11 protein-coding genes are annotated in these 15,132 nt (G+C 68.8%); 4 read left to right on the top strand and 7 right to left on the bottom strand.

The features are described from left to right. Window positions 1-184: 184 nt before the first annotated feature. On the bottom strand, window positions 185-394 hold the full coding sequence (locus tag JUB11_RS22875; protein WP_207461095.1) for a hypothetical protein: 210 nt from the start codon (window positions 392-394) through the stop codon (window positions 185-187). Window positions 395-705: 311 nt separating this feature from the next. Here JUB11_RS22875 and JUB11_RS22870 point away from each other — a divergent pair, with 311 nt between their 5' ends. Then, window positions 706-1,992, top strand: coding sequence for a glycosyltransferase family 4 protein (locus tag JUB11_RS22870; protein ID WP_207461094.1), 1,287 nt, complete (start codon window positions 706-708; stop codon window positions 1,990-1,992). A 47-nt stretch (window positions 1,993-2,039) separates the two neighbouring features. Beyond that, window positions 2,040-2,858 (top strand): class I SAM-dependent methyltransferase, encoded by an 819-nt coding sequence (locus tag JUB11_RS22865; protein WP_207461093.1) that lies wholly within the window; start codon window positions 2,040-2,042, stop codon window positions 2,856-2,858. A gap of 23 nt (window positions 2,859-2,881) precedes the next feature. Here the strand turns inward: JUB11_RS22865 and JUB11_RS22860 are convergent, their stop codons facing one another. The 6 genes from JUB11_RS22860 to JUB11_RS22835 form a co-directional block, all read right to left on the bottom strand. Then, on the bottom strand, window positions 2,882-3,724 hold the full coding sequence (locus JUB11_RS22860; protein ID WP_207461092.1) for a glycosyltransferase family 2 protein: 843 nt from the start codon (window positions 3,722-3,724) through the stop codon (window positions 2,882-2,884). 5 nt (window positions 3,725-3,729) lie between these two features. Beyond that, window positions 3,730-4,494, bottom strand: coding sequence for a hypothetical protein (locus tag JUB11_RS22855; protein ID WP_207461091.1), 765 nt, complete (start codon window positions 4,492-4,494; stop codon window positions 3,730-3,732). A 4-nt stretch (window positions 4,495-4,498) separates the two neighbouring features. Next, window positions 4,499-5,851 (bottom strand): HlyD family type I secretion periplasmic adaptor subunit, encoded by a 1,353-nt coding sequence (locus JUB11_RS22850; RefSeq protein ID WP_207461090.1) that lies wholly within the window; start codon window positions 5,849-5,851, stop codon window positions 4,499-4,501. Between the two features lie 5 nt (window positions 5,852-5,856). Continuing rightward, entirely contained in the window at window positions 5,857-7,611 is a 1,755-nt protein-coding gene (locus JUB11_RS22845) for a type I secretion system permease/ATPase (protein ID WP_207461089.1), read from the bottom strand. After that, window positions 7,608-9,917 carry a glycosyltransferase gene (locus JUB11_RS22840; protein WP_207461088.1) on the bottom strand — a complete coding sequence of 770 codons (2,310 nt, stop codon included), beginning with the start codon at window positions 9,915-9,917 and terminating at the stop codon, window positions 7,608-7,610. The genes JUB11_RS22845 and JUB11_RS22840 overlap by 4 nt, the downstream gene beginning before the upstream one ends. A gap of 204 nt (window positions 9,918-10,121) precedes the next feature. Next, window positions 10,122-11,051: a calcium-binding protein gene (locus JUB11_RS22835; RefSeq protein WP_207461087.1), complete on the bottom strand. Its 930-nt coding sequence runs from the start codon at window positions 11,049-11,051 to the stop codon at window positions 10,122-10,124. 535 nt (window positions 11,052-11,586) lie between these two features. Between JUB11_RS22835 and JUB11_RS22830 the strand changes: the two genes are divergently transcribed. Together JUB11_RS22830 and JUB11_RS22825 are read left to right on the top strand one after the other, a co-directional pair. Further along, window positions 11,587-13,608 (top strand): glycosyltransferase, encoded by a 2,022-nt coding sequence (locus tag JUB11_RS22830; RefSeq protein WP_207461086.1) that lies wholly within the window; start codon window positions 11,587-11,589, stop codon window positions 13,606-13,608. Beyond that, entirely contained in the window at window positions 13,608-15,095 is a 1,488-nt protein-coding gene (locus tag JUB11_RS22825; RefSeq protein ID WP_282189143.1) for a mannose-1-phosphate guanylyltransferase/mannose-6-phosphate isomerase, read from the top strand. Before JUB11_RS22830 ends, JUB11_RS22825 begins: the two co-directional genes overlap by 1 nt. Window positions 15,096-15,132 lie beyond the last annotated feature (37 nt).

The following is a 15,132-nucleotide window of genomic DNA, read 5'->3' as shown; positions in this document are numbered from 1 at the left end:
ACCTCAATCCTTCGAACCGCCCGGTGCGGACCCGCATGCCGGGTGGTGTGGGAGGGGTGCGGTCCACCAGGATCGCCCCCTATCCCGATTCCGCTTTCCTTTGTCCGTTCTGGAAAAGAAAGGGCGCTCTGATGGGAGCGCCCTGAAGTTCGACAGGTAAAGAGAGATCCGGAATGCCTTGCCCTCAGGCGGCGATGGCCGTCGGCATCGTCACGGCGAGATAGACGCCGCGCTGCTCGACCAAGTCGGCCAGCATGTCGGAAAGGCTGTCGCGGGCGAAGGGGTTCGCCGTCTCGGAAAGCTTGCGCTGCACGACGGCAATAAACTCATTCAGGACGCTCAGGTGAACATTGGCGGAGTGGGCGATGTCACCAGAGAAAGAGAGCGCCTGCATAATTTATTACTCCGGAATGGGTCGTGTTCGGTGAGGCTATTAAGCGGCCGCATCAGTTGACGAGGTGTTAAGCGATCCCTTCGCACCATGAGCGCTTGGTGATTAACACCTTCATTCAAAAATGAGCCCTTCTTCTCTACGAAAGGGGTGGCGCCTTCCAGGTGAGCCCCCTGGTGCCCGACGCGAACATGTTTGTCGCTTGTCTCGGCAAAGGTGCTCTCTTAAAGAAGCATCATGACCAATGGGAGGACCGATCCCTCCAGTCCGCCGAAGCGCGGCCCCAAGGATCGCTTCGAGGACGGACACGCGCGATGAGAATCTTGACGATCGCCCACAACGACCCGCGTCTTCATCCGGGGGGCACGGAGGTTCTCGCCTGGGGCCTGCACGAGACGTTCAGCCGCATGCCGGAGGTCGAGGGCTTCTTCCTGGGGGCGACCGCTGGCCTGCACCGCCGTCAGCGACCGGGAACGGCTTTCCAGACGGTTGGCCGCACGGCCAACGCGCAGCTGCTGTGGGCCGGGCACTTCAACAGCTTCGAGCATCTGCAGACCGACACGCTGGGCGTCTTCACGGAGTTCCTGGAGCTGCTCGACGAGTTCGCGCCGGATGTCGTCCATGTCCATCACACCCAGCTGATCGGGACCGAACTGCTGGCTGCCGTCCGGCGCCACCGTCCGGGGGCGGCCCTGGTGATGACGCTGCACGACTATTACCCGATCTGCCACGCGGACGGCACGATGGTGAAGACGTCCGGGCCGCTGTGCCGACAGGCATCGGCCGGCGACTGTGCCAAGTGTTTTCCCGAGGTCGATCCGGCGGGCTTCAAGACGCGCGAGCTTTCCCAGAAGACTCTGCTCGGCCTTTGCGACCTGCTGATCGCGCCCTCGGAGTTCCTGCGTGATCGCTATTCCGGGTGGGGGCTTCCGGCCGAGACGCTGAAGGTCCTGCGCAACGGCACCCCGGCGGTGTCCCCGGCACCGCTGCGGCCGCTGCGGGAGGGCGGCCGGCGCGACCGTTTCGCCCTATTCGGCAACATCGGCCCGGCCAAGGGCACGCTCGTCGCATTGGAGGCGGTCCGGCGCCTTGCCGCGGCGGGTGTTCCCGTCACGCTCGACCTGTACGGCGCCCCGCTCTTCCAAAGCGACGATTATCTCGCGCGCTTCAAGGCCGCAGTCGAAGCCGCCGGGCCGGCGGTCCGCCACCATGGCCGCTACGAGGCCGACGAGGTGCCGCGCCTCATGGCGGGAGTGGATTGGGTGGTCGTGCCCTCCATCTGGTGGGAGAACGCGCCGCTGGTCATTGAGGAGGCCTTCGCGCACGGCCGCCCGGTCATCTGCAGTGATATCGGCGGCATGGCCGAGCGGGTGCGCGATGGCGTCGACGGGCTGCATTTCCGGACCGGCGACCCGGCGGCCCTCGCGGACGCGCTGGAGCGCGCGGCCGGGGAGCCGGATCTCCACGGCCGCCTGGCGGCCGGGATCGCTCCGCCCCGCAGCCTGGACGACTGCGCGGCGGATCATCTCGCCCTGTACCGGAGCCTCCTGAAGCGGCGCGCTGCGCCGCGCCGGAAGCGGGCGCCCGCCCTCGCGGGCTGAGCCCACCCTCCTTCCCCGCCTCCCCCGACGCAAGGCCCGTGACTGCCGTGAGCAATCCAGACCATCAGGACATCGTGACCCGTAGCGAGTACCGGTCCTTCATCGAGGATCCCTCGGTCCCGGTGCCGGGTCCGGAGGAGTTGCGGCGCGTCGGCTCTTTCGAGCGCCTTGATTTCCTGCAGGTTGGGGTGATCATCCTGGACAACCTGCGTTCCGCCGCGGGCCTGCGGCCGGACCATGCTGTCCTCGACGTCGGCTGCGGCTGGGGGCGCCTCGCCCTGCCGCTGTCGCGCTTCCTGGCGGCCGAGGGGCGCTACGCGGGCGTCGATGTCGCCGCCAAGGCCATCGACTGGTGCCGGGCGCACATCGGCGCTGCCCATTCCAACTTCGCCTTCCACCACATCGATGCGGCCAACTCCTACGCCAACCCCAGCGGGGCCGTCCCGGCCGAGCGAATCCGGCTCCTGGACGGGGCAGAGGGCTTCGATCGGATCGTGGCCACCTCGCTCTTTACGCACATGCTGCCGGCAGCGACGGAGAATTACTTGGCTCAGATGGCGGCACTCTGCCGTCCCGGCGGCCTGATTTACGCCACCTTCTTCCTGCTGGACGAGGAGGCCGAGCGGCTGTGCGCCGAGGGCCGCAGCTTGATCCGCTTTCCGGCCGAGCATGAGGGGGTCCGCATCAGCAACCCCGCCATCCCCGAGGACGCGGTCGCTTACAGTCCTGGCTGGGTACGGGAGCGGCTTGCCGCCCTCGGCTTCACCGCGGAGATCCGGAAGGGCTTCTGGAGCGGGCGCGCGGAGGGAGGGTTCGACTTCCAGGACGTGGTCATCGCCCGGCGCGGGGCGGACGTCCAAGGCTGATGCCGCTGGCGAGGCGCCCCGTCCTAGACGGAGCCCCTGACGGCGGCCGGAATGTGTTCGACGGGCCCGATGGGGCTGGCCTGGCTCAGCTCGGGCGGCGGTTCCGCCGGCCTGCCCGACAGGAGCCTTCCGACCGCGTTGTCGATGTCCTCCGCATAGACCCGTTCGAGCTGCTCGTCGGAGAACCGGTTGTGGGACGCCAGGCCGCGTTCGACCGACTGCTCGCTCCAGAGGATCGAGCGCAGAAAGCGCAGCTTCTCGAAGGCGATCTCATGATCGGCCCAATGCAGGTGAAGCATCAGGATGTCGTCCCGGCGCGGCGGCGCCTCCGGCCGGCCTTCGAGATGGTGGGAGCCGACCGACCACTGGACCGGGCTGCGCGTGATAAGCGGCTTGTCGAGGTACCAGTTCCGTCTCCAGAAGGAGCGCTGCGAGGTGACTGGCCGGGAAAGGTCCAGGGCGGGCTCCCGCTCCCGGTAATGCAGGAGGTCGTAGCCGGTCACGGCGACGACCTCCTCTTCCACCGACAGGAGCAGGGCCTTCAGGTCCCCACCGCCGCCCGGAGCCGGAAACAGCAGCTCGTCCACGTCGGAATAGACGACCACCTCATAGTCCTGGAGCAGGCGGCTCTGGAACTCGCTGACCACCTGCGACTTCCAGACCTCGCAATATTCCTCTCTCTGCAGGGAGATGCTCCGGCAGCGAAGGTTGACGGTGCTGCCGTCGTCGCTGCGGTGGTCCAGGACGAAGATGTTCTCGAAGCCGAGCCGGCCGCCGTAATGGCTTTCCCATTTCGGCAGATAGTGCCGCTCGTTCCTGGAGATCGTGAAGGCGCAGACCCGGCCCTTCCTTTGGGAATCCGGCATCGGACCTAGATCCCCAGAATCTTCACGGCCACGGCCCCGAGGACCCCGCCCAGGGCGGCCGCCCCGAAGACGACCAGGACGAGAAGCGGCTTGCGGCTGCGCTCGTTCGCTGAGGAAAGATCGGCCACCTTCTTCGTGAGCGTGGCCAGCGTCTCGTCGTGGCGGATCACGGACAGCTCGAGGAAATCGATGTTTTCCTTGATCAGGGCCGCGTAGCCCAGGGCTTCCTTGAGGTCCTCCCGGTCGAGCCCGCCCTGCCGCAGGGCCGCCATCTCGTTCTCGATCCGGCCGATCCTGGACTTGAAGCCCTGCAGATGCTGGATGATGGAGGAGGCGTTCTCCCCGATGGCATTGAGCATGCCGCGGACGGCGGCCTGGTCGTTGTTCCGCAGGGGGATGGCGGTCCCGTGCAGGGCCGCCGAGATCAGCTCGGGCCTTTCGATGCGCCTGGATTCGGGCATCTTGAACTCGAAGCCGTAATGGCCGTCGCCGACCGAGGAGGCGACCAGGTCGTCGCGCCTGTTCCCGGCGACGACCGTGCCGAGCAGCTCCTTGCCGTACAGGATGTCGATCGCCTGGCGCTCCTGCGGCGCGCTGCGCAGCCAAGCCCACCCGTACACGCCTTCCGGCGTGATGAGGTCGATCGTGCCGGAGAAATCCTTCCCGAGATCCTCGGGGGATTGCAGGGCGGAGGGGGTGGGGTTGTCCAAAGACACGACCTTGTCCTTCAGCGGAGCCTCGGCAATCCGTTCGTTGCGTCCATCCGGCATGGCGTCACTGCTCCCGCATGGCCGAGGCGAGGCTCTGGGTGAGCGGGGTGAGCAGGTAGTCGAGCGCGGTGCGCTCGCCGATGCGGATCATGGCGTGCACCGGCATGCCGGGCTGCAGCTCGACGTCCGGCAGGGCCGCGATGTCCGCCGGGGACAGCTTGACCCGGGCAAGATAGTAGAACTCGCCGGTGCGCTCGTCCTTCAGCCCGTCGGCGGAGACGGTTAGCACCGTTCCCTCGACGGTCGGGATCACCCGGCTGTTGTAAGAGACGAGCTGCACGCGCGCCGTCAGGCCGGGGCGTACGGTGTCGATGTCCGCCGGGTTGACGCGGACGTCGGCGAGCAGCTGGTCCTTTTCCGGCACGATGTCCAGGAGCGGTTCGCCGGTGCGGATGACGCCGCCCTTGGTGAAGAGGCTGAGCCCGACGACCGTGCCGTCCTGCGGCGCCCGGACGACCGTGCGGCCGAGCACGTCGCGCGCCGCAACGAGCCGTTCGGCGGCGTCGGCCTGCTCCTTGCCGACGGCCTCCATCTCCTGGGTGATCTCCTTGCGGCGGGCGTTGTCCAGGTCGATCTTCTGGAGTTCGGCCGCGCTGATGCTCTGGCGGACCTTGGAGAGGCCGGCCAGCAGCTCACCGCGGCGGCCCTGCAGGCTGGCGGCCTCGCGCTCCAGGGCGAGGGTGCGCGGGCGCGTCATGAGGCCCTTGGCGAGCAGGGTGCGGGCGTCCTTCAGCTCTTCCGCGATGAAGCCGATCTGCGCGGCGACGGCGGCTTCCTGCGCGGTCAGGGCGGCGATCTCGGAGGTGAACTCGTCGATCCGCTTGTTCAGTATGTCGATTTGCCCGTGATGGGCGGTGCGGCGGGCCAGGAACTGGCGGCGCTGCCCCTCGATCATGGCGGCGACCTCCGGCTGCCCCTGGGCCGCGAGGAGGACCGGGTTGAAGGTCACGTCAGCGGCGTCGGCCAGCTCCGCCCGCAGCCGGTCGCCGCGGGCGAGCGCGAAGCGGAACTGGGTGTCGGCCAGGGCGACCTCTGCCCCCGCCCGCGTGTCGTCCAGCTCGACCAGCACCTGGCCGGTGGACACGCGGTCCCCGTCGCGGACATGGATGGCGCGCACGATGCCGCCATCGAGATGCTGGATGGTCTTGCGGTGGCTTTCCGAGGTGAGGGCGCCCGCCGCCATGGCGGCGCTGTCGAGCCTGGCCACGGCGGCCCAGCCGCCGAACAGCCCGAACCACAGCACCGTGACGGCGGTGCCGAGCAGGGCCAGGTGACGGATGCGGGGCGGCTTGCGGATCTCGTCCAGGGGGATGCCCGAAGTCGAGGCGCGGCGGGACAGGGGTACCAGCTGGGCCATGGTCTTCACGCTCTCTTCGGGTCGCCGCCCGCCAGGGCGGGGGCGGGGCGGGTCAGGGCGGCCTGGGCGCCCTGGCCGGACAGCCGGGCCGGGCCATCCGCCGCTGGCGCCTGATTGCCGCGGGTCTCGATGCGCTCCACCTGCCCGTCGTTGAGCACGAGGATCCGGTCGGCGGCGTCGAGCGCCGCCTGCCGGTGGGTGACGACCACGACGATCGCCCCGTCGGCCTTGGCCGCCAGCATGGCTCGCACGAGCGCCTGTTCGCCCTCCGCGTCCAGGCTGGTGTCGGGCTCGTCCAGAACCAGCAGGCGCGGCCGGCCGTAAAGCGCGCGCGCCAGCCCGACGCGCTGCCGCTGGCCGCCGGTCAACAGATAGCTGCCCTCGCCGATCGGCGTGTCGTAGCCGAGCGGCAGGCGGCCGACGATCTCGTGCACGCCGCAGAGCTTGGCGACCTCGACCACGTCGCGCGGGTCCGACGCCTCGAGCCGCGCGATGTTCTCGCGCACCGTGCCGTCGAACAGTGAGACGTTCTGCGGCAGGAAACCGACGTAGGAACCGAAGCTGGCGCGGTCCCAGCCATGCACGTCGTGGCCGTCGAGGCGGATCGAGCCGGCCGTCGGCTTCCAGAGACCGACCAGCATCCGCGCCAGCGTCGACTTGCCGGCGGCCGACCGGCCGACGACGGCCAGCACCTCGCCCGGCTCGACCGTGAAGCTCACGCCCTTCAGGGCCGGCTTGGAGGCGCCGGGCGGCACGAAGACGAGACGCTCCACCACCAGCGGCCCCTCGGGCGCCGGCAGCGGCATGGTCGAGCGTTCCATCCCGTCCCTCTCCGGCTCCAGCACCGTCTGGAGCCGCTTGAGGCTGGCATAAGCGCCGACCCACTGGCGCCAGCCGTCGATCAGCGCCTGGAAGGGGCCGAGCGCGAAGCCCGTGATGATCATAGCGCCGAACATCGTGCCGGGGCTGGCCATGTGGTTCACCACCAGTGCCGCACCCGTGGCCATCACCGCCATCTGCAGGGCGTTGCGGATCTTGCCGGACAGGGCTGAGATGGCGGCGCTGCGCCTGGCCGCCTCGTCGGCGTGGCGCAGTGTCTCCTGGTTCAGCTTCCACCAGCGGCGCAGGATCGCCGGCATCATGCCCATGCCCTCGATGACCTCGGCGTTGCGCAGGGCGGCGCCGATGGCGGAAGTGCTGCGGCCGGCGCTCTCGTTGGCCTGGCGGATTGGGCGGAAGGTCGCCACCTCGTTGACCACCGCGATGACGAGCATCAGGAAGGCGCCGCCGGCCGCGACCGCCGCGTAGAAAGGGTGCATCAGGAACAGGGCGGCCAGGAACAGCGGGGAGATCAGGAATTCGAGCGCCGAGGGGATGGCTCGGCCGGCCACGAAGCCCCGCAGCTCGGCCACATCCTGGAGGGACCGGCTGGGATCCCCGCCGCCGCGCAGCACGCCCCGAACGATGGCCTCCAGCGCCTCGAAGCCGAGCCGGCGGTTCAGCCAGTGGCCGAGCGCCTGGTGCAGGCGTGTGCGGGTGTAGTCCAGCAGGGCATGGACGGCCAGGGCGCCGAGCGCGATGACCGTCAGCCAGAACAGGGTGTTCAGGTTGCCGCTGCCGAGAACCCGGTCGAAGAGCTGGACCATGTAAAGCGGCGAGACCAGCATCAGCAGGTTGATCGGCACCGACAGGGCAAAGGACAGCAGGAGCCCCCGGACGCACTGGCGGCCGATCTTGGCCAGGACGGACGGTCCGTTCATGTGGGGATCCTCTCGCGTGTCGTGTCGCCCGGCACCGGCCCGGCCGCGGCTTCCGCCATGGCGGCGGCCATCGCGGCGCCCCAGCGCTGCTCGTGGAGCCAGCGGTTCACCTCGCAGGCTGCGGTGCGGGTGTAACCGTCATGGCGCAGGATGGAGCGGCGCTCGAAATGGTACAGCTCCACCGAGGCCTCGTACCAGCAGCGCAGGCCCCGTTCCCGCAGCTTCAGGCAGAAGTCGGAATCCTCGAAGTCGCCGATCACGTAATCCTCGCTGATGCCGCCGACGGCCTCGAACAGCCGGCGCTCGACCAGGATGCAGGCGCCGGTGACGCCGGGCACCGCGCGCGAGCGGTTGGCCGGGCCGTAGTCGGCGGCATAGCCCTTGTGGAAGTGCCGGTTGCGCCAGTCGCCCCGGGGGTCGCGCCAGAAGAAGAGGCCGGCGTGCTGGATGGAGTCGTCCTCGAACAGCAGCTTTGGCCCGACGGCGCCGGTGCCGGGGTTCCGGTTCAGCGCCCGCCCCATGGCCGACAGCCAGCCCGGCCTTGCCGGAAGAACATCCGAATTGAGCAGCATGAGCCGGCGCCCCCGCGCGGCACCGGCGCCGCTGTTCACCGCGGCGGCGTAGCCGAGGTTCCGGCCATGGACGATGAGTCGGACGCTGAGCCCGTGCAGCAGGTCCAGCCCGCGCAGCAGGTCCAGCAGATACTCTTCCTGCTCGGGCGAATCGAGCACCAGCACCAGTTCCGCCCCGCGGAGGTCCGGATCGGCGAAGAAGGCGATGAACTGGTGCCGCAGATAGTCGAGCGTGCGGTAAAGGGGGATCACGACCGAGACCTCGGGATCCTCCGCCGCCGGGCCGAAGCGGTGCTCCGCCCACACCCGCGGCCCCTCCAGGCAGGCCCGCTGGAAGGACTGGGCGGCGGGGGCCAAGGCCTCGCCGATCATGGCGGCGGTGAGGTGCTGGGGCGGGATTCCGGACAGGACCAGCGCGCGCGCCGCGTCGGGCCGTTCCGGCGGGGGCGGGGGCACGAGGTCCAGGCTGCCGCCGTCCGCCAGGGACAGCTCCAGATGCCAGGGAATGCCGGGCAGGGCGGGGCGGGGTCCCGGGATGTGCAGGACGAAGCCGGAGTTCCGCACCTCCGCCCCGAACGGGTGGCGGGCCGCCGCCTCGGCGAGGTCGGGGCGGGGGAGGCGGTGCCGGGGGGGCTCGGCCGGGCGGCGCTCCCCGAAAGCCGAGACGGCCGTCCAGCCCTCCACCACCCCCAGCGGGTCGAACAGCCAGCCGCGCAGGAACAGTCCGCCGTCCGGCGCCTGCACCGCCAGCTCGAGCCGCGCGCCGAGCGGCCGCCGGGCGTCGATGGGGGCGTGATGCTCCGCGCGCGCTGCGGCGGGCAGGCGCTGCCGGATCTGGGCGGCCAGCATGGCGTCGTTGGCGAGATAGGGAGCGGCGGCGCCGAACAGGTAGGCGGCGAGCGTGCGCGAGGGATCCCCGGCGAGCACCGCGTCGAGGTCGGCCGTGGGGCGCGCCGCCGCGGGATCGACGGCCAGACGCTGTGCGCGGTCCGGCGTGAAGGCTAGCAGGTCGAAGCGCGCGCCGGCGAGCCGATCCGGCAGTTCGACGAGGAGCGCACAGGAACGGCCGCCCTTCCCGGTCCAGGCTACCGGGCGGAAGGGGTTGCGCCGGATGGCACCCGCCCCGACGAGCAGCACGCTTTCCACCGTGGCGGCGCCCGGCTTCAGCGGCAGGAGCAGGAAGCGCCCGCCGAAGCGGATCGGCGCGCCGGCCGTGAGCGGTGCGGCCGCCGCCAAAAGCGCCCGCGCGGCAGCGGTGAAGTCCAGGTCGTCGTAGAGGCGCAGGAAGAGGCCGGCGCTTTCCAGCAGGGACCGCAGCATCCGGTGCCGGTCCGCCGGCGCCAACCGCGCCGGCAGCTCCGCCCCGAGCGGCTGCGCCGTCCCGGAATGCTCCCCGGGACGGTCGAGAAGAATTTCTCCGTCCGGGCCGGTCACCATCAGCGCCTGCGTGGCATCCGCCGCCGCGGGCAGGGCGATCAGCGCCATGTGCCCGCCCTCCGCGGCTTCCACCACGGTCGCCACGACCGGCCCCTTGACCGGGCGCCCGCCGCGCGTGACGGTCAGCTGCCGGTTGGACAGGGGCCGCGCCAGCGGGACCGTGACGAGGATGGCGTTGCGGCCGAGCGCCAAGTCTGGGAGGGCCAAGTCCGGGAAGCCCACATCCCGGCGCTCGGCGCCGGCTGGGGAAGCGTCCGGCATGAGGGCCGGCGAGGAGAGAAGACCGGAGTCGATCATGATGCAGCCATGTCCCGGACGGGAGATTCGTCGGCGTCGGTCCGGATGCCGAAGCGTGGGCCGCTCACGAGGAGAGGCGCGGCCAATGGAACGGCGCCATTCCTTAAGGGAAGCTGAAGGAAGGACCAGGGTGCATGATGCAAAAAAGTGGTGCCGCCCCCCGGGACAGCACCACTCCTTGAGGCCAGCCTTGGGGGCTGAGGATCAGAACAGCGAGATGTAGCCGGCCAGGTTGGCCTTTAGCTCCGCCTCGGTCAGGCCGACGACGGTCACGCTGTTGCCGTTGCCCAGATCGATCACCGCGTTGCCCGACACGGTCGAGATGCGCGTGGACAGCTCGCCAACGCTGGTCAGGGTCAGGCCGTTGACGTTGGTCGCGATGGAGATCATGTCGCCCGTGCCGAAATGGACGACGTCGGCGCCGCCGTTCGACTGGATGACGTAGACGTCGTTGCCCAGGTCGCCGTGCAGCGTGTCGTTGCCCAGCTCGCCCAGGAGGCGGTCGTCGCCCTGGCCGCCATGGATGAGGTCGTTGCCCTGGCCGCCGTGGAGCGTGTCGTTACCCTGGTTGCCGAACAGCCGGTCATTGCCCTGGTTGCCGTAGACGACGTCGTTGTCCAGGTTGCCGTAGGCGATGTCGTCGTCCTCGCCGGCGAGGATGGTATCATCGCCCTTGCCGCCGAAGAAGGTGTCGTTGCCGAGGCTGCTGGACAGCCGGTCGTTGCCGACGTTGCCGGCGATCTCGTCGTTGCCGAGGCCGCCATCAACGATGTCGTTGCCCTCGCCGCCCATGTTGAAGTCGTCACCCTCGCCACCGATGATGCTGTCGCTGCCAGCGCCGCCCATCTGGGTGTCGTTGCCGGCGCCGCCGACGAAGGTGTCGTTGCCGAGCGCGCCCACGATGAGGTCCGAGCCCTGGCCGCCGCCGATCTGGACGCCCGACGTGTTGCTGGACGACACCTGCACGAACTGCGGGGTGTTGCCGGTCAACTGGGTGTTGCCCGTGATCTGCGTGATCTGCGTTTCGGAAATGTTGAAACGGTTTAGAACGTTGCTGATAATATCAGCCTCGTTCGAGGTGATGACGCCGCCGCTGCGCGCGCTGTCGAAAAGACCACCCGGTATCGTAGCCATAAATTCCCCCTGCCCCCAAGGCATGCCAAATTCGCTGAAGCCTAGGAGGTACCACTTTTTAAGGAGTACTCTCAAGTGCGTTTTTGCGGTTGCGTCCACGCTCAGGTAGCAACGGGCGGGAGCGTTGAAGCCTAAGGGCATTGGGGAAGGGGCCGAAATCGGGCAAAAAACCAGATGGTACTGGGAAATATGGCTGCGCCCTGCGCATATCCTGGTATGGCTGTGACAATGTTCGAAAGCTTCCTTTTGCTCAATAGGAAGCATCCTGAACCGGAGCGCTCATGGAGAAATCGGAAAAAGTCCTTCCCATCCGTTACTATTTTGAAATCTTCGCTTGGAAGTCTCCTGCCTGCTTTTTCAGCAAGCCCTTGAACGCCTTCTTAATCTGTTCTTAATCATCAAATGGTTGTCATAGCCGGAATCGGCTAAGCCGGCCAAGAGGTTGCAGGACCCTCCGGCCGTCCGCCGCACCGGGGGGGCGGCACCCCTCATGTCTCTCGATTCCGTATGGACCGACGGCCGAATGGCAGCCTTGATGAACCTTCCGCCCCCCCCGAAGGCGGTCGATGCGGAGGCCGCCCGCCCGGCGTTGCCGGCGCGCGCCCGGCTGGAGGAGGTCAAGAGGACGATCTGGCTGACGCGGCCCGACCTGCGCGCGCTGTGCGAGGGTGACCGGGCGCGCTTCGAATGGTGGCTGCTCCTGCATGGCGCGCGCGAGTATCACGCCCTGGCCGAGTTCGAACCCGACATCCCCCGAGATCTCCTGACCGAACCAGCGGAAGAAGCCCTGCCCGGCGTCCGGCCGGTGCTGACCCGCTTCATGCGCCAGGTCTGGCTCATGCGCCCGGACCTGTGGGAGGTATTCGACCTCGGCACGGCCGGGGGGCAGGAGGCTTTCGGCTGGTGGTACTTTATTCATGGCATCGCCGAGCTGGATCTCGCCCGCTTCCTGACCGGGGAGCAGAAGGATTTCCTGGCTGAAACCGACCCGCGCCTAGTGAGCGGTGCGCTTCTGCCGTTCACCCGGTTGATGGTGCAGCTGTGGGAACGGCGCCCGGACCTGCAACAGGCCTTTCCGCTCAACACGGACGCCGGCCGGGCGGACTTCACGCGCTGGTGCTACACGGACGCCCTGGAGGAGCCCCGACTCGGAGAGCTTTTCCGCGATCTTCGGGACCGCGTTTTCCGTTCGCCGGCGTCGTCCGACCCGCGTGTCCCGAGAATCGCGATGATGGTCTGGTCGGAAAGCGCGCCCCTGCGGCAGCGCTTCCCCGACCCCGGCAGCCCAGCCTTCCTCGCCTGGACGCGCGGCGAAGGGCAGGAGCGGGCGCCAATCCTGCGCTGCCTGATGGCCGAGCCCGCGCAAGCGGGCGTGCCAGCCGGGAGAGAAGGCAATGAGGCAACCGTAGCAGCACCCGCCATGCGGACGCGCGGCAACTCCCTGCCGTTCGGTGTCAACCTGATCGGCTATGCCCGCGGGCAGTTTGGCATCGGCGAGGACGTGCGCATGGCGGCGCTCGCCATGCAGGCGGCGGGGATCCCCTTCAGCGTCTACAACGTCGAGCCAGGACGCGAGGTGCACCAGGGCGACGACAGCATCGCCGCGCTGATCACCGACCGGCTGCCCTATGCCGTCAACCTGTTCTGCACGACCGGCATCGAGACGGCGCGGCTGGCGGCGGTGGAGGGATCGGCGCTGTTCGACGGCCGCCGGACCATCGGCTACTGGCCCTGGGAACTGCCGGACTGGCCGGAGGAATGGCATCACGCCTATAACCTCGTCGACGAGGTCTGGGCGTCGAGCCGCTACACCTATGATGCCTATGCGAAGAGCTGCCCGAAGCCGGTGCGGCACATGCCCATGGCGGTGACGGTGGACGCGACGGCGGGCCTGGGCCGGCGGGACTTCGGCCTGCCCGAGGGACGCTTCCTGTTCGTCTTCGCCTTCGATGTGCTGTCCAGCCTGGCCCGCAAAAACCCGCAGGCCTGCGTCTGCGCCTTCCGGAAGGCTTTCCCGCAGGGGAACGAGCCCGTCGGGCTGGTGGTCAAGGCGATGCGCGCGACCCCGGACAACCCTGTCTGGCAGGCGCTGCTGGAAGAGGCCCGCATCGACCGCCGCATTCACATCATCAGCGAAACCCTGAGCCGTGGCGCGGTGCTCGATCTCTACCGAGCCTGCGACGGGTTCCTATCGCTGCACCGGGCGGAAGGCTTCGGGCGCGGGATCGCCGAGGCGATGCTGCTGGGCAAGCCGGTGGTCGTCACCGGCTTCTCGGGGAACATGGACTTCACGACACCGGGCAGCGCGGGCCTGGTCGACCACCGGCTGCGCCTGGTGTCCCCGGAGGAATACCCCTTCGCCGGCGGGCAGCTGTGGGCGGAACCGGATGTTGCGCACGCCGCCTGGTGGATGCGGCGGCTGGTTGAGGACCGCTGGCTGCGGCAGCGGCTGGCAGAACAGGGGCAAAAGCTGACGGCGGCGACCTACGCGCCGGCAGCGGTCGGCGCGGGATACGCCGCCCTCCTGGGCCAGGCGGTACGTGAGAGGACAATCTGATGGGTGGGAGAGCTGAGGTGAGCGGTATGGGGAACACCAAGTCTGCGGGCGTGATCACGCCGGTCATCCTGTCGGGCGGCTCGGGGAGCCGGCTGTGGCCGTTGTCACGGTCGCTGTACCCGAAGCAGTTCCTGCCGCTCACGAGCGAGCTGACGATGATCCAGGAGACCGCGCTGCGGGTCGCCGGCGAGAGGTTCGCCGCACCGCTGGTGATCTGCAACGAGGAGCACCGCTTCATCATCGCCGAGCAACTGCGCGCCCAAGCGTGCCGACCCTCCGAGATCATCCTCGAGCCGGTCGGGCGCAACACGGCGCCCGCGGTGTGCGTCGCCGCCCTCAAGCTGCTCGCCGCGGGCGAGGACGCCCTCATGCTGGTGATGCCGTCCGACCACGTCATCGCCTCGCCCGGGCGCTTCCTGGAGGCTGTCGCAACAGCGGCCGGGGCTGCCGCTGCCGGCGCGCTGGTCACGTTCGGCGTGAGGCCGGTGCGGGCCGAGACCGGCTACGGGTACATCAAGGCAGGAGCGAAGCTTGACGCTCATGAGGGCGTCAACGCCGTCGAGCGCTTCGTCGAAAAGCCTGATCAGACGACGGCGGAGGTCTACCTGGCGGACGGCTCGTACCTGTGGAACAGCGGCATCTTCCTCTTCTCCGCTGCGGCCTACGTGGCCGAGCTGGAGCGGAGCAGCCCGTCCATGGTCGAGGCCTGCCGCAAAGCTCTCAGTGGCGCCGAGCGGGATCTTACCTTCTGTCGGCTGGGCAAGGATGCCTTCGCTGCCTCGCCGTCAGACTCCATCGACTATGCCGTCATGGAAAGGACCGCCAGGGCGGCCGTGGTGCCGGTCGACATGGGGTGGAACGACGTCGGCGCCTGGTCGGCGCTGTGGGACATCGGCGAGAAGGATGCGAACGGTAACGTCGTGCAGGGCGATGCCGTCCTGCACGACGCGCGCAACGTCTACGTCCGCTCCGACGAGCAGTTGGTCGCGGTCGCTGGCCTGGAGAACGTAGTTGTGGTCGCCACTGATGACGCCATCCTGGTGACTAATCACGCCCGAGCTCAGGATGTGAAGCACATCGTGGACCGCCTCAAGGCCGAGCGGCGCGACGAGCATGCCCTGCACACGACCGTGCACCGCCCCTGGGGCTCGTACCGCGGCGTCGACCGCGGCAGCCGCTTCCAGGTCAAGCGCATCGTCGTGAAGCCAGGCGAGCGCCTGTCCCTGCAGATGCACCACCATCGGGCGGAGCACTGGATCGTGGTGGAGGGCACGGCGCTGGTGACGCGTGGCGAGGAGCAGATCTTCGTGTACGAGAACCAGTCCGTCTACATCCCGATGGGCACGGTGCACCGGCTGGAGAACCCGGGGAGGGTGCCGCTCCACCTGGTCGAGGTGCAATCCGGCGGCTACCTCGGCGAGGACGACATCGTCCGGTTCGAGGACGGATACGGGCGTATGTCCTCCATCCCGGCTGCAAGCCAGTAACGCTCTTCATAATTTTCGAGTTTGGCGCTTAAAGGGA

It is taken from the genome of Azospirillum sp. SYSU D00513, from assembly GCF_017356015.1.
GTDB lineage: Bacteria > Pseudomonadota > Alphaproteobacteria > Azospirillales > Azospirillaceae > Azospirillum.
This window is presented reverse-complemented; position numbering and strand designations above follow the sequence as displayed.

Coding starts and splice junctions, on each gene's coding strand:
- JUB11_RS22875 (WP_207461095.1), bottom strand. CDS start 394: ATGCAGGCGCTCTCTTTCTCTGGTGACATCGCCCACTCCGCCAATGTT.
- JUB11_RS22870 (WP_207461094.1), top strand. CDS start 706: ATGAGAATCTTGACGATCGCCCACAACGACCCGCGTCTTCATCCGGGG.
- JUB11_RS22860 (WP_207461092.1), bottom strand. CDS start 3,724: ATGCCGGATTCCCAAAGGAAGGGCCGGGTCTGCGCCTTCACGATCTCC.
- JUB11_RS22855 (WP_207461091.1), bottom strand. CDS start 4,494: ATGCCGGATGGACGCAACGAACGGATTGCCGAGGCTCCGCTGAAGGAC.
- JUB11_RS22850 (WP_207461090.1), bottom strand. CDS start 5,851: ATGGCCCAGCTGGTACCCCTGTCCCGCCGCGCCTCGACTTCGGGCATC.
- JUB11_RS22845 (WP_207461089.1), bottom strand. CDS start 7,611: ATGAACGGACCGTCCGTCCTGGCCAAGATCGGCCGCCAGTGCGTCCGG.
- JUB11_RS22840 (WP_207461088.1), bottom strand. CDS start 9,917: ATGATCGACTCCGGTCTTCTCTCCTCGCCGGCCCTCATGCCGGACGCT.
- JUB11_RS22835 (WP_207461087.1), bottom strand. CDS start 11,051: ATGGCTACGATACCGGGTGGTCTTTTCGACAGCGCGCGCAGCGGCGGC.
- JUB11_RS22830 (WP_207461086.1), top strand. CDS start 11,587: ATGAACCTTCCGCCCCCCCCGAAGGCGGTCGATGCGGAGGCCGCCCGC.
- JUB11_RS22825 (WP_282189143.1), top strand. CDS start 13,608: ATGGGTGGGAGAGCTGAGGTGAGCGGTATGGGGAACACCAAGTCTGCG.